Source organism: Arenibacter arenosicollis, assembly GCF_014397245.1.
GTDB classification, from domain to species: Bacteria; Bacteroidota; Bacteroidia; order Flavobacteriales; family Flavobacteriaceae; genus Arenibacter; species Arenibacter arenosicollis.
Map to the genome: position 1 here is coordinate 17730 of NZ_JACLHY010000013.1, position 21181 is coordinate 38910.

The 21181-nt window shown below is 39.5% G+C and carries 16 protein-coding genes; 12 read left to right on the plus strand and 4 right to left on the minus strand.

The genetic code is table 11. The annotated features are described in order from the left end of the window. The first annotated feature begins 33 nt into the window (after positions 1-33). The 8 genes from H4O18_RS13195 to acs all read left to right on the plus strand — a co-directional run bounded on the left by H4O18_RS13195 (position 34) and on the right by acs (position 10503). A complete protein-coding gene (locus H4O18_RS13195; protein ID WP_187585345.1) occupies positions 34-1545 on the plus strand; it encodes a glycoside hydrolase family 10-like protein in 1512 nt (503 codons plus the stop codon). Positions 1546-1618: 73 nt separating this feature from the next. Then, positions 1619-2893 carry an MFS transporter gene (locus tag H4O18_RS13200; RefSeq protein ID WP_187585347.1) on the plus strand — a complete coding sequence of 425 codons (1275 nt, stop codon included), beginning with the start codon at positions 1619-1621 and terminating at the stop codon, positions 2891-2893. Continuing rightward, a complete protein-coding gene (locus H4O18_RS13205; RefSeq protein WP_187585349.1) occupies positions 2883-4448 on the plus strand; it encodes a glycoside hydrolase family 3 protein in 1566 nt (521 codons plus the stop codon). The genes H4O18_RS13200 and H4O18_RS13205 overlap by 11 nt, the downstream gene beginning before the upstream one ends. Before the next feature lie 5 nt (positions 4449-4453). Beyond that, entirely contained in the window at positions 4454-5116 is a 663-nt protein-coding gene (locus tag H4O18_RS13210; protein WP_246474264.1) for a class I SAM-dependent methyltransferase, read from the plus strand. Between the two features lie 41 nt (positions 5117-5157). Further along, on the plus strand, positions 5158-6234 hold the full coding sequence (locus H4O18_RS13215) for an anhydro-N-acetylmuramic acid kinase (RefSeq protein ID WP_187585353.1): 1077 nt from the start codon (positions 5158-5160) through the stop codon (positions 6232-6234). 81 nt (positions 6235-6315) lie between these two features. After that, positions 6316-6576 (plus strand): DUF4212 domain-containing protein, encoded by a 261-nt coding sequence (locus tag H4O18_RS13220; RefSeq protein ID WP_187585355.1) that lies wholly within the window; start codon positions 6316-6318, stop codon positions 6574-6576. A gap of 106 nt (positions 6577-6682) precedes the next feature. Then, positions 6683-8380: a sodium:solute symporter family protein gene (locus tag H4O18_RS13225; protein ID WP_187585357.1), complete on the plus strand. Its 1698-nt coding sequence runs from the start codon at positions 6683-6685 to the stop codon at positions 8378-8380. A 215-nt stretch (positions 8381-8595) separates the two neighbouring features. Next, positions 8596-10503, plus strand: coding sequence for an acetate--CoA ligase (acs, locus tag H4O18_RS13230; protein WP_187585359.1), 1908 nt, complete (start codon positions 8596-8598; stop codon positions 10501-10503). A gap of 257 nt (positions 10504-10760) precedes the next feature. On the opposite strand, the gene H4O18_RS13235 is transcribed toward acs, so the two are convergent. Together H4O18_RS13235 and H4O18_RS13240 are read right to left on the minus strand one after the other, a co-directional pair. Next, entirely contained in the window at positions 10761-11177 is a 417-nt protein-coding gene (locus H4O18_RS13235) for a response regulator (protein ID WP_187585361.1), read from the minus strand. A gap of 5 nt (positions 11178-11182) precedes the next feature. Next, the gene (locus tag H4O18_RS13240) at positions 11183-13843 is read right to left on the minus strand and encodes a PAS domain S-box protein (RefSeq protein WP_187585363.1); all 2661 of its coding nucleotides are present in this window, start codon (positions 13841-13843) and stop codon (positions 11183-11185) included. 555 nt (positions 13844-14398) lie between these two features. On the opposite strand from H4O18_RS13240, the gene H4O18_RS13245 reads away from it, so the two are divergent. Further along, the gene (locus H4O18_RS13245; RefSeq protein ID WP_187585365.1) at positions 14399-15700 is read left to right on the plus strand and encodes an APC family permease; all 1302 of its coding nucleotides are present in this window, start codon (positions 14399-14401) and stop codon (positions 15698-15700) included. Positions 15701-15759: 59 nt separating this feature from the next. Here the strand turns inward: H4O18_RS13245 and H4O18_RS13250 are convergent, their stop codons facing one another. Further along, positions 15760-15996: a hypothetical protein gene (locus H4O18_RS13250; protein ID WP_187585366.1), complete on the minus strand. Its 237-nt coding sequence runs from the start codon at positions 15994-15996 to the stop codon at positions 15760-15762. A 564-nt stretch (positions 15997-16560) separates the two neighbouring features. Then, complete coding sequence (locus H4O18_RS13255; protein ID WP_187585366.1) at positions 16561-16797, minus strand: hypothetical protein; 237 nt, start codon at positions 16795-16797, stop codon at positions 16561-16563. A gap of 740 nt (positions 16798-17537) precedes the next feature. Here H4O18_RS13255 and msrA point away from each other — a divergent pair. The 3 genes from msrA (at position 17538) to H4O18_RS13270 (ending at position 21164) form a co-directional block, all read left to right on the plus strand. Then, positions 17538-18203, plus strand: coding sequence for a peptide-methionine (S)-S-oxide reductase MsrA (msrA, locus tag H4O18_RS13260; protein ID WP_187585367.1), 666 nt, complete (start codon positions 17538-17540; stop codon positions 18201-18203). 240 nt (positions 18204-18443) lie between these two features. After that, positions 18444-19835 carry a 3-keto-disaccharide hydrolase gene (locus H4O18_RS13265; protein WP_187585368.1) on the plus strand — a complete coding sequence of 464 codons (1392 nt, stop codon included), beginning with the start codon at positions 18444-18446 and terminating at the stop codon, positions 19833-19835. Next, on the plus strand, positions 19836-21164 hold the full coding sequence (locus H4O18_RS13270) for a Gfo/Idh/MocA family oxidoreductase (RefSeq protein WP_187585369.1): 1329 nt from the start codon (positions 19836-19838) through the stop codon (positions 21162-21164). The last annotated feature ends 17 nt before the right edge of the window (positions 21165-21181 follow it).

The following is a 21181-nucleotide window of genomic DNA, read 5'->3' on the forward strand; positions in this document are numbered from 1 at the left end:
TGCTAGGCCTTTTGTTTAAATACTCAATTGCATATGCTTAAAAGAATTGCCTTTTTAATCATTTTAACACTTACCTCATGCTCCGTGTTCAAATCGTCCATACCCACACCTAAACATGAGTTTAGAGGGGTTTGGATAGCTACCGTGGTCAATATAGACTGGCCAAAAAATAGTCTTGACAGCATTGAAAAACAAAAACAGGACTATCTCAAAATCCTGGATTTTTACAAGGATTTAAATTTTAACGCAGTAATTGTTCAAATTAGAGCTGCAGGGGATGCCTTTTATCCTTCACAATATGCGCCATGGTCGCGGTTCCTTACAGGCAATGAGGGTGTAGCCCCAAAACCTTATTACGACCCTTTACAATGGATGATAGAGCAAGCGCATTCCAGAGGAATGGAATTCCACGCTTGGCTTAACCCCTACCGAGCCACTTTTGACCAAAAATTGGAAATTTTAAGCAAGGACCATGACTATAATCTACATCCCGACTGGATGTTGAAATATGGAAAAAAATATTACTACAACCCTGGCTTGCCAGAAGTGCAACAGCATTTGACCAATATTATAGGAGAAGTTGTTGACAACTATGATGTAGACGCCATTCATTTTGATGATTATTTTTACCCCTATAAGATTGCTGACGAAATTTTTGAAGATTCCGTTGCCTATTCCAAACATGCCCTACCCCAACAGACATTAGAGGACTGGCGCAGGAGCAATATAGACAGTCTCGTAAAGAATGCACATGAAACCATAAAAAGCAAAAAGCCTTGGGTACAGTTCGGCATTAGTCCCTTTGGAGTGTGGAAAAACAACTCGACCGACCCACGTGGATCGGACACCAAAGCGGGGCAGACCACTTATGAAGATCTATATGCGGACCCATTGTTATGGATGGAAAAAGGTTGGATCGATTATTTGGTTCCCCAAGTTTATTGGAGCATGGATCTTCCCGTGGCATCCCATCGGAAGATAGTGGACTGGTGGTCCAAAAATAGCGGGAACACCAACCTATATATTGGCAATGGACCGTACAAAATAAGAAACAATAGTGACAAAGCTTGGGACAATAAAAAGGAACTTCCTGAACAATTAAAATTCGCAAGGGAAGATAAAGTTGTAATGGGCAATGTATTTTTTAGTGCCAAATCCCTGATGTCCGATAAGGAGGATGTACTGAAAATATTAAGAAAAAAATACTACCACAATTTGGCCTTACCCCCTATTTCACCTCTCCAAAAAAATACATTTGGCAACCTAAAAATACCTACCCGGTTCGAAGAAAAAAATGGGACTTTAAAATTTAAAATCATACCAGATCAGGAAATAAATTTAAGATACGCATTGGTGTATGTCGCCAAAAAAGAATCCAAATTAGACCTGGAAAACACCGATCAATTAGTGGCAAAAATACCACTAACGGACTCTGAAAATTTTAATTTTAACACCTTGCTACTTCAAGGAAAAAAACATATAGCTTTAACATTTATAAATAATTTTGGGCAGGAAAGTAAACCTGAAATCATTAGAATAAATTAGTGGATAAAGACATTTTTCTTTCTCCATTTTTAAGAAAATAAAGATTAATATTTGAACAACAAAATTGAATGAAATGATTCAAAAAGACAAGGGAGCATGGGCATGGGTTCCTGTTTTATACTTTACTCAAGGCATTCCTTACGTACTTGTAGTAACCGTTTCGGTAATAATGTATAAAAAACTGGGTATCAGCAACTCAGATATCGGTTTATATACGAGCTGGTTATACCTTCCATGGGTTCTAAAACCCTTATGGAGCCCGTTTGTGGATTTAAACGGGACCAAAAGAAATTGGTTTTTGTACATGCAATTAATTATTTCGTTGGCCATTTTAGGTGTGGGTTTAACCTTACCCACCACCGTTTTTTTTACCACTACTTTGGCGTGTTTTTGGATGGCGGCATTTGCTTCCGCAACCAACGATATTGCCTCTGATGGATATTATATGCTGGGACTTACCGAGAAGAAACAAGCCTTCTTTGTAGGTATGCGAAGTACCTTTTATAGGCTGGCCATGATTACTGGTCAGGGACTCATTGTTATCCTGGCCGGATTCTTGGAAAACTATTATGGGGACAACACCAAAGCTTGGTCCGTTACCATGATCGCAGCCGCAATTTTAATGTTGACATTGACCATAGCAAACTTTTTTGTTACACCAAAATATGAAACTTCCGAAGCCATTGTTCAAGAAAAGCCAGAGGGATTTTTGGAGGTCTTTATTTCATTTTTTAAGAAACCCAATATTGGAATCGCTTTGGCATTTATTTTGAGTTATCGCTTAGGAGAATCCCAATTGGTGAAAATGTCAGCTCCCTTTTTGTTGGACAAAACCTCAGCTGGTGGATTGGAATATTCCACCGAGGCAGTGGGGACCATTTATGGAACGGTGGGAGTTATTATGTTATCCTTGGGAGGTATCCTAGGAGGTATCTTGATTTCCAAAGATGGACTTAAAAAATGGATGCTACCCATGGTCCTGTCATTGAATGTGCCCAATGCCATGTACGCAATTCTTGCACTGACCAAAACTACCAGTATTGTAGCCGTGGTTGCGACGGTGGTACTGGAACAGTTTGGCTATGGATTTGGATTTGCTGCCTTTTTAATCTTCCTTATCTATATTGCTGAGGGGATTTCAAAAACCTCGCACTACGCCATTGCTACTGGTTTTATGGCCTTGGGTATGATGCTGCCCGGAATGATTAGCGGCTATATTCAAGAATGGCTTGGATATGGAGGTTTTTTTGTTTGGGTGGTTATTGCTGCCCTACCAGCCCTTTTTCTTTTAAGATTTATTAAATACCCAGCCGATTACGGCAAAAAGACGAATACCGATGTCATTTAAAATAGATTCATACAACACAGTTACAAACAATCTATCCCTAAGGGAAAAGCTTGGCCAATTATTTATGCCCGCCGCCTTCATCAATGATACTGAAGAAGAGATTCAGGAATTGGAAAACCTTATTGCCAAACAACATGTGGGCGGACTCTGTTTTTTTCATAGTAGAGCCAGTGCTGCCACTAATTTCGAGGGCAAAAAGAAAATAGTATACAACGAGCAAAGCCTAATAACCCTTAAAACCCTGATACAACGCTATCAAAAAGCAGCAAAAAATCCATTGCTAATAAGTATAGATGCCGAATGGGGATTGGCAATGCGCATAGAAAATACACCACAATATCCTTATGCCATAACGCTAGGGGCCATTCAAGATAATGACGACCTAATTTTTCAGGTGGGCCAACAAATAGCCCGTGACTGCAAGGCAGCTGGTATACATTGGAATTTGGCGCCCGTGGTAGACATCAACAACAATCCCAATAATCCGGTAATTGGATACCGCTCCTTTGGCGAGGATAAATTAAATGTTACAGAAAAAGCCATTGCCTTTATCAAGGGTACTGAAAGTGAAGGTATCTTAAGTTGTATCAAACATTTTCCAGGACACGGGGATACCGCAACTGATTCCCACCTGGGCTTGCCACTAATAGAAAAGTCCAAGGAAGTCTTACTGGACAACGAACTATATCCATTTAGAGAAATCATAAAAAAAGGAGTGGACAGTGTAATGGTAGGACATTTATCCGTTCCCTCTTTGGATAACGGAGAGGGCACTCCGGCCACTATTTCCAAAACGATAATTAAAGGACTGTTGCGCCAGGAGCTAAATTTTGATGGTGTGGTCATCTCCGATGCTTTAAACATGCATAGCGTTAGCAAAATGTTTCCTGCAAAAGGAGAACTCGAATGGCGGGCTTTTGATGCCGGCAACGATATAATTTGTTTTGCAGAACACACGGCAGAAGGCATAGAAACAATCTTGAGTAATGCGAATCCCCTTGACATCGAGGAACGATTTAAACGGATATGGAAGTTAAAGGAACAAGCCTTTGCCTCCCTTCCGCAACAAAGCATAGACCAAGAGGAAGCCTCTATATTAAACAAACAGTTGGCCAAGGAGAGCCTTACTTTATTTACGGGCAACAACGACATCATTAAGGAATTTAAGCAAGAAGGCTTCACTTGTCTTTCTCTAGGGGAGTCGCCCAATAGAACCTTTTTGGAAGCCGCCTCCAAAATCTCCAGTGAAGGATTTCAAAACAATGACAATGTGTTAATAGCCCTGTATCCCCCCAAAGTAAAACCTCAAAATAATTTTGATCTTAAGACCGACGAACTGGAACAGCTTGAGGCCTTACTAGATATCAAGAATGTTATTTTATACGTTTTTGGAAACCCCTATGTTCTTAATCTCATAAATTATAAGGCAGCCAAAGCCATAGTATTGGGTTATCAAAACTTTTCGGCATTTCAGGATAATGCCTTTGAGCATTTCCTAGGGAAACAAAAAGCCAATGGACGCTTAGCAGTTTCCATCAACCTTAAAAAGAATTAATGGATATGGAAAAAAACATAATCGATTCCTGGAATAAAAATGCCCATGAGTGGATAAGGGTAATTGACAATGCCGATATCGAATCTAGAAAATTTACCAATAAGGCCATATTGAATGTTATAGGAAATTCTCCTGCAATCAAAATTTTGGATGTGGGCTGTGGCGAAGGTTGGCTCACCAGAAGCCTGATTGGGATGGGAAAATATGTAGTAGGATTGGATGCCATCCCCCAATTATTGGACAACGCTAAGAATAAAGGCGCCGGCACCTTTTATCAAATGTCCTACAAAGAAATTGAATTGGGAAATCCCGTTCCCGATGCCCCTTATGATGCAGTTGTATTTAACTTTTGCCTTTATCAAAGAGAAGGATTAAGCCAGCTTTTAAAGCAAATAAAAAATGTGCTCTCGGAAAATGGATATATCGCCATACAGACCCTTCATCCTTTTTTCTTGACCCAAAATAACTTGGATTACAAAAGCCAATGGATCAACGATTCTTGGAACGGACTTCCAGGTAATTTTACGGACGGCCATGCCTGGTATGCGCGTACCTTTGAATCATGGATGTCCGTTTTTAAAAAAGCTGGACTTCAATTGCATCATTTTCAGGAAGTCACCAACGATGACAAAAAGCCCGTTTCTGTAATTTTCATACTCTCGGAATAAAAAGCCTCAGCTATGAAGTTCAACAACATTATAAGATAAAGATGAAAATATATAAAGTGATAGGATTAATGTCAGGTACCTCCTTGGACGGATTGGACCTGGCATATTGCCATATATGGGAGACCTCCAAAGCTTGGGGTTTTGAAATTAAACAGACACATAGTATTTCGTATAGCGAAGAGATGCAGGAAAAATTAAAAAAATCCATTTTCTTGCCAGCAGACGAACTACTTCAGTTCCATAATTCCTATGGTACTTGGCTCGGCATACAAGCCAAAGATTTTATTAGTACCTATGGGCTGGATGTCGATCTTATTGCCAGCCATGGTCATACCACCCACCACCAACCACAAAACGGACTTACCTTTCAAATAGGTTCCGGTCAACACCTGGCCAACGAAAGTGCCACTAAGGTAATTTGCGACTTCCGTACGAACGATGTTGCCTTGGGAGGACAGGGAGCGCCTTTGGTGCCAATTGGCGATCAACTCTTTTTTGGGCAGTACGACTTTTGCCTCAATCTTGGCGGAATAAGCAATATATCTTTTGAGGAAAATGGAAAAAGACTGGCTTACGACATAGGGCTGGCCAATATGATTCTCAACCATATCACTCAAAAGATAAAACTCAATTACGATAAGGGAGGTTCCTTGGCACGAACGGGAAAAATAAATCAATTAATGCTGGACCGACTGAACGACTTGGAATTCTATAAATTGCCATTTCCAAAATCTATAGGTTTTGAATGGTTTGTGAAGGAAGTTGTACCTATTGTAGAGACTACTTCAGATACTATTGAGAATTTACTACATACGGCCATTCACCATATTTGCGATCAGATAGCCCTACAAGTAAAAACACAGAAGAATAAAACAAATAGAAGCTTATTTGTTACCGGCGGAGGTGCTTTAAACACTTTCCTAATGGACTGCCTACAAGAAAAACTCGGTACAGAAACAAAAGTTATTTCACCTTCAAAAACCTTGATCGAATTTAAGGAAGCCCTAGTATTTGCCTTAATGGGTGTATTGCGGGAGGAACGGAAAAACAATTGCCTAAGTTCAGTTACAGGGGCCAAACGGGATTCTTATGGCGGCGTTGTTTATTTACCAAGTTAAAAACATATCGTTTGGTATATTAATTCAAATACTTATCTTGGTTACCTAATCAATCTACCACGGTTAAACAAAAGGGTAAAAATGAGTGAAAAACAAAAAAAGGCCACAGCCTATTGGAAGGAAAATGTACGTTATTTATTTATTCTTTTATTCATTTGGTTTGCTGTTTCCTTTGGAGCTGGAATTCTCTTTAAAGATGCTTTGAACACCATTAAAATTGGCGGATTCAAATTGGGATTTTGGTTTGCCCAACAAGGCTCCATATATGTTTTCGTAGTCCTGATTTTTGTTTACGTTCGTCTTATGAACAAGTTGGACAAAAAGTATGGTTACAACGAATAGCTCCGCTGATAGTTCCAAATCTACTACTAATTACAGAAACGTATTTGGGCTCACCACCAAAATACCAAATAATACAATCCATAATATCAACCAAAAACCTTAAAATATGAGTGTTCAAGTCTGGACGTACCTTCTTGTCGGAATTACCTTTTCCCTTTATATCGGAATTGCAATCTGGTCCAGGGCCGGATCAACAAAAGATTTTTATGTTGCCGGTGGAGGCGTGTCGCCCTTGGCCAACGGAATGGCGACGGCAGCCGATTGGATGTCCGCTGCCAGCTTTATTTCCATGGCCGGGATTATTGCCTTTGCAGGATATGACGGGTCCGTTTATCTAATGGGCTGGACCGGAGGATACGTGCTGTTGGCATTGCTCCTTGCCCCCTATTTGCGAAAATTCGGAAAGTTTACCGTACCCGATTTTATTGGGGACCGCTATTATTCCAATACCGCTCGTATCGTGGCAGTCTTTTGTGCTTTAATCGTTTCCTTTACTTATGTGGCCGGACAAATGCGAGGTGTTGGGGTCGTCTTCTCCAGGTTTTTACAGGTTGATATCAATACCGGAGTCATCATAGGAATGGTCATAGTGCTTTTTTATGCCGTTTTAGGTGGTATGAAAGGAATTACCTATACCCAAGTGGCGCAATATTGTGTTCTGATTTTTGCCTTTATGGTCCCGGCCATTTTTATATCGTTTCAAATGACGGGTAACCCCATACCGCAACTTGGAATGGGATCTACCCTAAACGATGGTTCTGGAACATTTTTAATGGACCGATTGAACGGATTGTCCACCGAATTGGGTTTTGCTGAATATACCGATGGCACTAAATCGGTCATAGATGTCTTCGCCATTACCCTGGCATTAATGGTGGGTACAGCAGGCTTGCCCCATGTTATTGTACGGTTCTTTACCGTTAAAAGAGTTAAGGATGCCCGTAAATCTGCAGGACTGGCCTTATTGCTTATAGCCATCCTATACACTACAGCCCCGGCCGTTTCCGTTTTTGCCAAAATTAATTTAATAGATACTGTGAGTAACGAGGAATACAGCCTTATGCCTGCCTGGTTTAAAAACTGGGAGGAAACGGGATTATTGACATTTGACGACAAAAACAAGGATGGCATAATTCAATATGTAGCCGATCAGGATAAAAATGAATTAACGGTAGATAATGACATTATGGTTCTGGCCAATCCAGAGATAGCCAACCTTCCAGCATGGGTAATTGCCTTAGTTGCTGCAGGAGGATTGGCCGCAGCATTAAGTACCGCGGCTGGATTGTTACTGGTTATATCGGCCTCCGTATCCCATGATCTGATCAAGAAAGTGTTTAAACCAAGTATCTCGGAAAAAGGTGAGCTTTGGGCCGCAAGGGGTGCAGCTACCGTGGCAGTAGTTATAGCCGGATATTTTGGCATTCACCCTCCTGGATTTGTGGCTGCTGTGGTTGCCCTCGCCTTTGGACTTGCGGCAGCATCATTCTTCCCTGCCATTGTACTTGGAATATTTTACAAAAAAATGAACAAGGAAGGCGCCATTGGCGGCATGATAGTAGGAATTAGTCTAATGTTATTCTACATGGCCAAATTTAAATTGGGCTGGCTGGGCGAGATTCCCGATAAGTCGGAATGGTGGTTCGGAATATCACCCGAGGGCTTTGGGACCGTTGCCATGATCGTAAACTTTGTAGTGGCCCTGGTCATCAATAGATTTACACCGGAACCTCCAGAGGACGTGCAGGAAATAGTGGAAAACATAAGGATTCCCAGTGGTGCAGGAGAAGCAGTAGATCACTGATCCCTTTGTGGAAAATGTGTAGGCAACCTCAAAAAACAACAGTAACCCTTGGCAAGGTTATTAGGCAGGTTCATAACGGATAAATGAAGCTGTTATCTTGACCTTAACAGTTTTAACAGTTTCTCAAAAAAATAGCCATTCTCTATTAAAATCATTGAATGAAACCATCCTTTTATGGATGATTTATATAAATTTATAGAAATTTTAGAAACACGATGAGCAATTATCACATTAAGCATTTAGAAGAGTACTACCAAGTTTATCGAAAATCGGTTCGCGAACCAGAAAATTTCTGGGGAGAAGTGGCCGAAGAACATTTTTTATGGAGAAAAAAATGGGACAACGTTTTAAGTTGGGATTTTGAAAAGCCAGAGGTAAAATGGTTTGAAGGTGCACAACTTAATATTACTGAAAACTGTATAGATAGGCACCTGCTTACAAGAGGAGAAAAAACGGCCATTATTTTTGAGCCCAACAATCCGGAGGAGGAAGCCCAGCATATAACGTATCATCAATTACACGAACGCGTCTGCCAATTGGCCAATGTTTTAAAGGACCAAGGTGTTAAAAAGGGAGATCGGGTTTGTATTTACCTTCCTATGATTCCGGAATTGTCCATTGCCCTATTGGCTTGTGCCCGAATAGGGGCCGTTCATTCCGTGGTGTTTGCAGGGTTTTCAGCGACCGCATTATCCACACGGATCAATGACAGTGACTGCAAACTGGTCATAACTTCGGATGGATCTTATAGAGGTTCTAAATCCATTGATCTTAAGGGCATTGTAGACGAGGGACTTGAGGATTGCCCAGGAGTTAAAACTGTTTTGGTGGTAAAGCGCACCAATACTGATATAAACATGAAAGAAGGTCGGGATAAATGGCTGCAACCTTTGTTGGAAAATGCTTATTTGGATTGCGTTCCTGAAATCATGGATGCCGAAGACCCTCTATTTATATTGTACACCTCGGGTTCCACCGGTAAACCTAAGGGTATGGTACATACAACAGCTGGTTATTTGGTATATACCGCCTACACCTTCAAAAATGTTTTTCAATACACCGAAAACGATGTTTATTGGTGTACGGCCGATATAGGTTGGATTACCGGGCATAGCTATATTGTCTATGGTCCCTTGGCAAATGGCGCCACTACCCTGATGTTTGAGGGAGTGCCCAGTTATCCAGATTTCGGAAGGTTTTGGGAAATCGTGGAAAAACACAAAGTAAACCAGTTTTACACCGCACCTACCGCTATCCGTGCCCTTGCAAAACAAAATATTGCTTTTGCCGAAAACCACGACCTGTCTTCCTTAAAAGTTTTGGGCTCCGTTGGGGAACCCATCAACGAAGAAGCTTGGCATTGGTACAATGATGTTATTGGAAAAAAGAATAGTCCCATTGTTGATACTTGGTGGCAAACAGAAACAGGAGGAATTATGATAACTCCCATTCCTTATGTTACCCCAACCAAACCCACCTATGCCACCCTACCTTTTATAGGGATACAACCGGCATTGATGGACGAGCAGGGCAAGGAACTAAAGGGCAACCAAGTAGAAGGCCGCCTATGCATAAAATTCCCATGGCCAGGCATGGCAAGGACCATTTGGGGCAATCATGATCGGTATAAGGATACCTATTTCTCGGCCTTTCCCAACAAATACTTTTCCGGGGATGGCGCTTTAAGGGACGAGGTAGGATATTACAGAATTACCGGTCGTGTAGATGACGTAATCATCGTATCTGGCCACAACTTGGGTACGGCCCCAATAGAGGATGCCATAAATGAACACCCAGCAGTAGCAGAATCGGCCATTGTAGGCTTCCCACACGATATTAAGGGCAATGCCCTATATGGCTATGTAATCCTCAAGGAGACAGGGGAATCGCGTAACCATGACAATCTAAGGAATGAAATAAATCAAATCATTACCGAACACATTGGCCCCATAGCCAAACTGGACAAAATACAATTCACTTCTGGCTTGCCAAAGACCCGTTCGGGCAAGATCATGAGACGTATACTGCGCAAAATCGCCAGTAGGGATATGAGTAATCTGGGAGATACCAGCACATTGCTAAATCCTGAAGTGGTAGAAGAAATCAAGGACAACGTACTATAATTAATTGGTGGGGCATTGCCACTTTATGGAAAAACATAAAGTGGCCGTGCTTTCCGCTATATCTTTTTTATGTCCAGGACATCATAACAGTCCTATCTTCCCCCACTAGCATAAAAAAGGATGCCGCTGCAATCACTAATGCGGGTTATATTAAGCTTCTTAACTGTGTAACTCATCAATAATTTAATTACTGGACGATTATGGTCCTGAGAACCCCTTCGAAGTTCTAATTTATTTTCCGCAAATAGTCTAATGCCTTATAACCCTCCGTTACTTTCCAATTCCTGAATAATTGATTTTAGCTGATCATGGGTAATGGGCTTAACGATATAGTCCGTAATTTCACTTATTTTTTTTGCTCTTTCAATATCAGCAGGGTCAACCGATGAGGAGACCATATAAATAGTTATTTTCTTTCCAATATTGGACTTAATCTTAACGTACTCCTCCATGAACTGGAATCCGTCCATTACCGGCATGTCGATATCCAGAAAAATAACGTCGGGTAGTTCGTCATCCTCATTTATGTTATCCAACATAAATTCCAATGCCTCTTCTCCATCCGAAAAAACCATTATTCTATCGGTCAGCTCAAGTGCTTTCAAAGTTTTAACTATTGTAAATTGATAAATATCATCATCATCAACTATACATACATTCAAGGAACTATTCATATAATCTAATTAAAATTAACTTTAAAGGTGCTACCCACATTTACTTCACTTGCAGCCGAAATAGAACCTCCCATGGCTTCTACCTGAATTTTGGTCAAAAACAATCCTACCCCCTTGGCATCAGGATGCCTATGAAAAACCTTGTTCAGTCCAAACAATTTATGTCCATGTCTTTCCAAATTAATCCCCAGACCATTGTCAGAGACCTTAAGAATTTTCTTTCCGTTCTCTATTCCTGTTTCAATATATATTTCAGGTACCCTGTCAGGTGATTTGTATTTTAAGGCATTTCCGATCAAATTAAGAAAAATGCTATCCAAATAAATCCTATTATAGCTGATATTGGACAATTTAGAAAAATCATATCTAATAATAGCACCTGTCTTTAAAATTTCACCCGAAAGTATGTCCTTTGTTTTATTCATAATCTCGTCAAAAACCACTTCTTCCATGACCTCCTTAGAGTTCTCGTTCTTAGTTTTGAGGGCCTCCACTAAGGTATTTAAGGTTAAAGTTAGATGATGAATAACTTTTTCAAATTTTTGAAAAAGAAATACACGCTCCTCTTCATTGATAGCTTGATTATAAAAACCTAAAAGCGAATTTAGATTGGCTACCGGAGCTCTTAAATTATGTGATGTAATTTGATTAAAATCAGCAAGTTGTACATTCTGCACAACCAATTTATTAGAAAATATCTCCAACTTCTCCTTTGCTTCCAAGATTTTTCGCTCCGCCATTTTCTGACTGGTTATGTCTCGAATTGCCGATGATACCAATATCCCTTCCTCAGTTTTCAAAGGACTTAAGCTTATTTGTATAGGAATGAGGTCCCCCGTTTTGTTAACTCCAAATAATTCCTTGCCATCACCCATTTCCCTAGTTTTAGGATTGGCAAAATAACCAGTACGATGTGCACGGTGTTTTGCAGCAAAACCATCCGGTATAAGTATTTCTACTGATTTCCCCATTAATTCCATTGCTTTATAACCGAATAATTTTTCCGCCTGCTTGTTGATTAGGTGTATTTTCCCCTGTTCATTCACAATCACCATAGCATCCGGGGCCGACTCCAATAATCCCCTGAATTTTAATTCTGCCATTCGCTGTTCGGATACATCCTGACAAGCGCCTACCAACTCAATCACTTCCCCAACATCATTGGTCATAACTTCAGCTACGAGCTGAATCGTTTTTACACTACCATCCCTCAATTGAATGCGATGCAGTAGATCTGGAAAGTTTTTATTCTGAAAACCCAGTTGTACATGTTCGGTTACCATATTTTTATCATCAGGGTGGACGAAAGAAAAATAAGTTTCATAAGTTAAGCCCGCGACATTCTCATCAAGACCAAATATTTTATATAAATTGGCAGACCATTTCACATCATTCGTAAGCGTATTCCATTGCCAATTGCCAATCATTGTTAAGTTCTCAGCGAAATTCAGAACCTGGTTTTTCCGCAAAAGCTCAATCTCAACTTGTTTACGCTCGGAGATATCAGAAGACACATTTAAATATCCAATTAACTCCCCTTGTTTATTTTTTATGGCGGAAAGAGTGGCCTGAACTGGGAAAGTTGACCCATCCTTTCTTCTGTAAACCCATTCCCTGACATCGTATTCGTTTCTTTGGGCCAATTCCAAAAGTGGATTAAAATCTAAGGGATCCTTATCGTATTTTTTAGCTATATCTTTGGTAAACCTAAGAAATTCATCTTTACTTGTATATATGTCGGGCTTATTTACACCAACCATTTCAGATGCCGAATAGCCCAATAAGATCTCGGCGCCATGATTGAAATGATTTATAGTTCCCTTATCATTTGTGGTAATAATGGCTACAGTTTTGGAATTGAATATTGCCTCTAATTCAGCATTGGCCTTACTTAGCGTATGTTCTGAAAGTTTCTTTTCGTTAATATCCTGAAATATCCCAATTAAACTAACACATTTACCATCTACAAATTCTCCGTTTCCAACGGTCCGGACCCATAGAGAATCTCCTCTGGCGGTTTCCAGCTCTACTTCCAGGTTATACGGCGTCCCATACAAAATAGCATTTTCCACGGCCACCCGTATTGTTTCACGGCTCTCCCCTTCCTTATAAAAATTCATGGCGGTCTCCAAGTTAGGCTTATAGTTTTTAGGGACCCCGTGTATTTCACTAACTATATCGCTCCATATAACCTCATTGGTTAGTAAATTTACTTCCCAAGTACCTATGCGTGCCTCCTTATAGGTCTTATCCAATATTTCCAACATTCTAGTCCTTTCCCTTTCCTTTTCCTTTAAAGGGGTAATGTCACCAGTGTGCATTAACAAACCTCCTACTTCACCTTCAGCAATATACCAAGGACGTACATCCCAATAAATCCATTGTATTGATCCATCTGCACGCTTAAACGGGGCCTCCTCACAAATATCAATGGCCCCCTCGAGACATTTGAGATGATTTGCTTTCCATTCTTCACCTATTTCCGGGAAAATATCATAATGCGAGCGTCCTATGATTTCCTTGCCTTCCATCTTGTAATCCGCGACCCAGCGCTTCGAAACTGCAATATAGCGCATATTTTTATCCAACATGGCAATTGCCGTCGGCGCCTGTTCTATAAGGATTTTATTGTTCTGTATACTTTGTTCATATTTGTTTTTGTCCATACTCAATTCCTTATTATTATAGAACAATCTCTAAGGTTGATATCATGATTTATTACCAGAAATTCCAGTTTTAACCGAAAACTCATTTGAATAGGGATTACATAAGAATTGGTAGCGGCCATAACTTTTTGTAATAAATAGCTAATAAGCTAACAAATTGGCCGTAAGTTACAAGGACTAGACTCTCAAATTTCCTCTACGTGTTAAATTTAGTATATTTTTCCTACATGAAACCACCTCTGCCGACCAACAGCAAAATTCCTATTCATTAATATAAATGATTAGCACATAAAAAAGCCATGTCCAATTATTGGCCAATAACAAAGCTGCAATGTATGTTTGGAGGCAATAATCGGATTAAATATAATGAATGGACAGGGAGGCTTTGAATTACAACTTTAGGCCTTTACAAACTATAGGAAATAAATAAAGTAGTAAAATAATACTAAAAAAACCTTAAATCCTTGACACACAATTTATTAATATAAAAGTGCTAAATTACATCCTCCTCCTTTATCAACGTTGAATATTAAAAATCTTTAAACCAACCGACCAATGCAAGAAACGAATGAACATTTAAAAAGGGAGGTAGGTGTTTGGGGACTAAGTGCCAACTTAGTCAATATTATGATCGGCGCCGGTATCTTTGCCTTACCTGCCATTGTTGCCGCCGGATTAGGTACTTCCAGTATTTACGCCTATTTATTCTGTGGCCTGTTAATTACCCTGGTAATGCTTTGCTTTGCCGAAATAGGCAGTAAAGTAACTACTTCAGGAGGAGCCTACACTTATATTGAATCTTCTTTTGGACCCTATTTTGGTTTTCTGACAGTAATTCTTTTTGTACTTTCCGCCTTATCGGCAGACGGGGCTGTTGCCAATGCATTGGTAGATGTATTGGGTTCTATTTTTCCTTTTTTTAAAACCGATTATGTTAGGACGTTAATTTTCATTATACTGTTCGCCGGACTGGGCTATATTAACGTTAAAGGTATCAAGGAAGGAATGGTTTTGGTAAAAACAATTACCCTCACCAAACTTATTCCTCTTCTATTACTGGTATTTTTTTCTTGGGGACATGTTTCATTTGACAACCTTATAATCGATTCCACCCCATCAATTTCGAAAGTTGGCGCTATATCCCTTATTCTGTTTTTCGCATTTCAGGGCGCCGAGACCGGATTATCTATAAGTGGCGAGGTTAAAAAACCAAATAGGACTATTCCAAGGGCAATATTTATAAGTATCATTGGTGTTTTAATACTTTATATCCTTATTCAAACAGTATCACAGGGCGTGCTAGGGGCTTCCTTATCCACTTACACCGAAAATCCCTTAAGTATGGTAGCCCAACAGGTTTTTGGCCCCATTGGTTTTACCATAATCACTATAGGTGCCGCTATTTCTATGCTAGGAAATTTAAGCAGTGAAATATTGAGTATGCCACGTGTACTTTTTAGGGCCTCAAAAGATAACGTACTTCCCCTTAGACCACTCTCAAAAATCCATAAAAGATTCTCAACTCCATATATCGCAATAATTACATATGCCACAACGGGATTTTTACTAGCTTCCCTAGGCGGATTTGAACAGTTGGCCGTTATTTCAAGTGCATCAATACTACTGGTATATCTGGGTGTATCCCTTTCAGTAATAAGATCAAGAAGAAAATCGGGCAAAACTACCAAACACGAATTTAGGATACCTGGAGGTTACTTGGTGCCCATATTGTCGGTAATTATTATAGTTTGGTTACTTTCCAACCTTGAACGCAAAGAGGTTATTGGATTTGGGGTTTATATTGCGATACTTACTTTGATCTATTTCCTTAAGGACAAATTTTGGAAGAGAAAGTAGGAGTGTCAACAAACCTAAAAATTAATAATCAAAATTTTAGATTTAAAAGTACAATGTGATTAAGCCAATTTAGCTTTGTTCAATTTAGTAGAAAAAGACAATTCTTTTTTAACCCTAGAATTTTTGAACATGTACAAACGAGCTACTTTGTTTTCGTTTTTAACAGAAACTTCCTTTTGAGTAGAAGTAACAATACTCATGGTAACCGTTTCAACTTTTACTTCTTGCTCAACATTGTTGGCTTGTGCAGCTACTCCGATAAAAAGAACAAAAATTAAAGTTAAAAGCGTTTTCATGTTGCGTTGTTTTGTTATGTAAATTTAACGCCACATGCACCTTGGCATAGGTCACAAATCGTTTAAACCCCCTTATTTTTCGGTATCTGACAAATCTCTCGTTAAAGTGCAGAAAATGCTCGGTGAATGAAAAGTGGGTCATGAATCGCTAATCGATGATATCGGTATTTAATCGGTAATTCTTACGGGATTACAGGTCTAAAAACCAACAACCATTCAAACTTTGTAGTAAAAAACTTATAATTAGTAGTTGCTTTGAGGTATGTTCTTCCCTTATTCCACATACTCATCATTCCTAGGACTCCCCTCTTCAATATCCAATACAACTATTAGGTCTAAATGAGTTGCGGAATTAAATATCCCAACTACTAAAGTATTTGTGAATCCATGATAAAATAGAAAGGAACCGTATTAAGCAAAAGGTAGCAATTCAAATCAAACTAAGATTTCCATTGGTTACACATGAAAGGGTTTTCACACTTACTATGTAATTCCCAAATTCAAGCAGATATAATATCAGACCTTTTTGATGAATTAATTGTTCTTAAAAAGAAAACGATTTGATTAAGCCAATTTAGCTTTGTTCAATTTAGTAGAAAAAGACAATTCTTTTTTAACCCTAGAATTTTTGAACATGTACAAACGAGCTACTTTGTTTTCGTTTTTAACAGAAACTTCCTTTTGAGTAGAAGTTACAATACTCATGGTAACCGTTTCAACTTTTACTTCTTGCTCAACATTGTTGGCTTGTGCAGCTACTCCGATAAAAAGAACAAAAATTAAAGTTAAAAGCGTTTTCATGTTGCGTTGTTTTGTTATGTAAATTTAACGCCACATGCACCTTGGCATATGTCACAAATCGTTTAAATTCCCTTATTTTTCGGTATCTGACAAATCTCTCGTTAAAGTGCAGAAAATGCTCGGTGAATGAAAATTGGGTCGCGAATCGCTAATCGATGATATCGGTATTTAATCGGTAATTCTTACAGGATTGCAGGTCTAAAAACCAATAACCCATCAAATTTTGTAGTAAAAAACTTATAAATAGTAGTTGCTTAGAGGTATGTTATACCGTTAATCTACATAGTCCTCATTTCCAAGACTCCCCTCTTCAATTTCAAAGGGCATTAATTATGCCTTAGTAAATTCGTTTACGTCTTTCAAAACATACTAAATGGCACTAAACCCAAGGGCAAGCCCTGGCCCGCGTTAAGGTACCTCCCAAGGGCAAGTGTGAATTAAACCAGAAACCGCGCCAAAATGCCAGGATTCGTTCGACAAACACCTTTCAACTTGCCTGAGACTTTTGAAATGTGCGTCTCTCGAATAAAAATGATATTTTAAAACTTTTAAAGAAGAATTCCGTAAGTATTTTTGAATTACAAACACTAAAGGTTAAAACAAAGTGCAACTATAAAGGTAGGCTTGAACTATATTATGAATAAAAAGGCAAGATTTTTGCTGCTTTATATTAAATGAAGAGAGGAGCATTATAGATTAACTAAGAAAATAGAACATAACAACATCAAGTAATTAACAACATGAAACTATTACAGATCATACTACTAGGGGTTTTAGGATTTACCACGATTAGCTGTCAATCCAAAACCAAATCCCAACAAAAGAGTGAAACCATAGCCGAGTTAACAACGAGCGAACTTCAACAGTATGAAACCGCCTATTTTGCCAGTGGCTGTTTTTGGTGCGTAGAGGCGGTGTTTGAGAGTGTAAAGGGCGTTAAGGAAGTTGTCTCCGGTTACTCCGGTGGCAAGGAAAAAAATCCCACCTATGAGCAAGTTGGTTATGGGCGAACCACCCATGCCGAAGCGGTAGAGGTCTATTACGATCCAAAAGTGATTTCTTTTGAAACCCTGGTAAAAGTATTTTTTGGCTCCCATGACCCTACTACTTTAAATAGGCAGGGACCCGACAAAGGTGCCCAATATAGATCCATCGCCTTCTATAAAAATGACTCCGAAAAGAAGATCATAAACGACTATATTTCCAAATTGGAGAAGGAAAAGGTTTATTCCGCTCCCATAACTACAGAGGTAAAACCCTTTACTGTGTTTTATGATGCGGAGGACTATCACCAAGATTATGAAAAAAACAATCCGAATAATTCCTATATCCGAAACGTTTCGGTACCAAGATTAAAACGTTTTCAGGCAAAATTTCCGGATCTATTAAAGGATAAGGCGCATTGATTTCGATAGGAAATCAACCCCATATGCACATTGTAAGGTGTATATGTAAATAACATCCCAGGGGAATCCGTAATTCCTTATTAATAAAGTCTTTCTATAAAATAGGCCGTCAGCTGCAAGTTAGGCGGTCTTTTTTTGTTGCTTTTAACTTAAAATTAAGTGTCTTTTTGATGTTCGGGGCTATAATTAATCACTTTTTTATACCTTTCATGCCCACATAATAAAAATATTATATCAAAAATGAAATTAAGATCAAAAATCCAATCCATCTTATTTGCCTCCATACTATTGGCTTCCCTAATAATAGGTTGTGCAGGGACTGAAAAAGATAACACTCCATGGATAAATTTATTCGACGGTAAAACCTTGAACGGCTGGAACCAAAAAGGGGGAAATGCAAAATATGAAGTCGTTGATGGTACCATTGTAGGAACTACTGTTCACAACACTCCCAATTCCTTTATGACCACCGACAAAATGTACGGGGATTTTATCTTGGAATTGGATTATAAAGTAGACCCATCCATGAATTCGGGCATCCAGATTAGAAGTAATAGCCTTCCTTCCTATAGGAACGGACGGGTACATGGATATCAGATCGAAATAGATCCTTCTGAAAGAGCTTGGAGTGCCGGTATTTATGATGAGGCCAGAAGAGGGTGGTTAAATCCGTTGGGAGATAATCCACTGGCACAAAAGGCCTTTAAACAAAATGATTGGAACCATTACAGAATTGAAGCTATAGGGGATACCATAAAGACTTGGATCAACGACGTACCTGCCTCCTATTTAATCGATGATAAAACAGCAAGTGGCTTTATTGCCCTTCAGGTACATGGTATTGGAAAAGACAAAACCGAAGGAACCCAAATTGTTTGGAAGAATATCAAAATACTTACAGACAACTTGGAAACCTATTCCAGAAAATCGCCCTTGACCCCTATTACTACTAAGAACAAGCTTACAGTTGGTGAAGAAAAAGACAATTGGAAATTGTTATGGGACGGGGAAACTACCAATGGATGGAGAGGTGCCCGTTTGGACGGATTTCCAGAATCGGGATGGGAAATAAAGGACGGTATACTTACCGTATTGCCTTCCGGTGGTGAAGAATCCGCAGCAGGAGGGGATATTGTAACCACGGAACTCTATGGCGATTTTGAACTAAAGGCTGATTTTAAACTAACTGAAGGTGCCAACAGCGGAATTAAATATTATGTCAACACCGACCTTAATAAAGGACCAGGTTCTTCTATTGGACTGGAATATCAAATTTTGGATGATGCGCGTCATCCAGATGCCAAGTTGGGCAATCACGATGGCAGCAGAACGGTAGCTTCACTTTATGATCTTATACAAGCAGACCCCAACAAGCCGATCAATCCAATTGGGGAATGGAATACAGCCCATATCATATCCGTCAACAATCACGTGGAACATTGGTTAAACGGGACCAAAGTTTTGGAGTATGAAAGAAAAAGCGATGACTATCGCAAATTGGTATCTGAAAGCAAATATGTTAAATGGCCTAATTTTGGTGAAGGTGAGAAAGGACACATTCTTCTTCAAGATCACGGGGATAGGGTATCGTTCAAAAACATCAAAATTAAAAGCATAAACAAAAGCGAATAAATGAAAACGAGAAGAGATTTTATTAAAAAAACAGCAGCCGGCAGTGCTGCCCTTAGCTTGGGCGGATTGGTAATACCGAGTATGGGCTACGGTAATATTTTAGGGGCCAACGACAGAATAAACGTGGCGGTTATTGGGGTGAGAAGCAGGGCCAAGGCCCACTTTGTTGCCATTAATCAAGATCCCAATGCCAAAATACTTTATAGTTGCGATGTGGACGACAAAATACTGGAGGAACACAATGTTTGGTGTAAAAAGAACATAGGTTATGTCCCTAAAGTGGAAAAGGACTTTAGGAAAGTCCTAGAGGATAAGAAAGTAGATGCCGTATTTATAGCCACTCCGGAACATTGGCATGCTCCTATGGCCATAATGGCCTTACAGGCGGGAAAACACGTTTATGTGGAAAAACCATGTAGCCATAATCCACATGAAAATGAGCTTTTGGTAGCCGCACAAAAAAAATATGGTAAAAAAGTTCAAATGGGAAACCAACAGCGTTCCGCTCAAAGTTCCGCATTGGCAGTTAAAGAGATCCGAGAAGGAATTATTGGAGACGTATATAAAGGCGAAGCTTATTATTCCAGCAATAGGGGTTCTATAGGGATAGGCAATAAAATTGAGGTTCCAAATACCTTGGACTGGGATTTATGGCAGGGACCAGCACCTAGGGAATCTTACAGGGACAATGTACACCCATACAATTGGCATTGGTTCCGTACCTGGGGTACAGGAGAAATTCATAATAATGGCACCCATGAAATTGATATTTGCCGTTGGGCACTTGGAGTAGACCTTCCCACAAGTGTAACCTCATTTGGCGGAAAGTACACCTTTAAGGATGATTGGGAATTTGTAGACAACCAACAGGTTACCTATAAATACGATGATGACAAGTTTATTACCTGGACAGGTCATAGTAGAGGCTTGATCAAACCAGAGCAACCTGGAAGGGGAGCAACCATTTACGGAAGCAAGGGAACAATTACACTGAGTAGAAATGAGTACAACCTTTATAATCTGGATGGCAGTTTAATAAAGAAAGTAGAAGAAGGGGTTGAAAGTGCCACCACCAATACCATGGGTATGGGCGGACTGGATGTAAATCACATTCATAATTTCTTCAGTGCCATACGTAAGGACACTTCCCTGAATTCAGATATCAATGATGCCAGTATTTCCACCATGCTTTGTCATTTAGGAAATATCGCCCAGGATGTTGGAAGAACCATACATATCAACCCAACCACAGGTAGGGTTAAAAATGATGATGAGGCCATGTCCCATTGGAAAAGGGAATACCAAAATGGATGGGAGCCCAAATTATAATTCTTAGATTTCAATTT

Coding starts and splice junctions, on each gene's coding strand:
- H4O18_RS13195 (WP_187585345.1), top strand. CDS start 34: ATGCTTAAAAGAATTGCCTTTTTAATCATTTTAACACTTACCTCATGC.
- H4O18_RS13200 (WP_187585347.1), top strand. CDS start 1,619: ATGATTCAAAAAGACAAGGGAGCATGGGCATGGGTTCCTGTTTTATAC.
- H4O18_RS13205 (WP_187585349.1), top strand. CDS start 2,883: ATGTCATTTAAAATAGATTCATACAACACAGTTACAAACAATCTATCC.
- H4O18_RS13210 (WP_246474264.1), top strand. CDS start 4,454: ATGGAAAAAAACATAATCGATTCCTGGAATAAAAATGCCCATGAGTGG.
- H4O18_RS13215 (WP_187585353.1), top strand. CDS start 5,158: ATGAAAATATATAAAGTGATAGGATTAATGTCAGGTACCTCCTTGGAC.
- H4O18_RS13220 (WP_187585355.1), top strand. CDS start 6,316: ATGAGTGAAAAACAAAAAAAGGCCACAGCCTATTGGAAGGAAAATGTA.
- H4O18_RS13225 (WP_187585357.1), top strand. CDS start 6,683: ATGAGTGTTCAAGTCTGGACGTACCTTCTTGTCGGAATTACCTTTTCC.
- acs (WP_187585359.1), top strand. CDS start 8,596: ATGAGCAATTATCACATTAAGCATTTAGAAGAGTACTACCAAGTTTAT.
- H4O18_RS13235 (WP_187585361.1), bottom strand. CDS start 11,177: ATGAATAGTTCCTTGAATGTATGTATAGTTGATGATGATGATATTTAT.
- H4O18_RS13240 (WP_187585363.1), bottom strand. CDS start 13,843: ATGGACAAAAACAAATATGAACAAAGTATACAGAACAATAAAATCCTT.
- H4O18_RS13245 (WP_187585365.1), top strand. CDS start 14,399: ATGCAAGAAACGAATGAACATTTAAAAAGGGAGGTAGGTGTTTGGGGA.
- H4O18_RS13250 (WP_187585366.1), bottom strand. CDS start 15,996: ATGAAAACGCTTTTAACTTTAATTTTTGTTCTTTTTATCGGAGTAGCT.
- H4O18_RS13255 (WP_187585366.1), bottom strand. CDS start 16,797: ATGAAAACGCTTTTAACTTTAATTTTTGTTCTTTTTATCGGAGTAGCT.
- msrA (WP_187585367.1), top strand. CDS start 17,538: ATGAAACTATTACAGATCATACTACTAGGGGTTTTAGGATTTACCACG.
- H4O18_RS13265 (WP_187585368.1), top strand. CDS start 18,444: ATGAAATTAAGATCAAAAATCCAATCCATCTTATTTGCCTCCATACTA.
- H4O18_RS13270 (WP_187585369.1), top strand. CDS start 19,836: ATGAAAACGAGAAGAGATTTTATTAAAAAAACAGCAGCCGGCAGTGCT.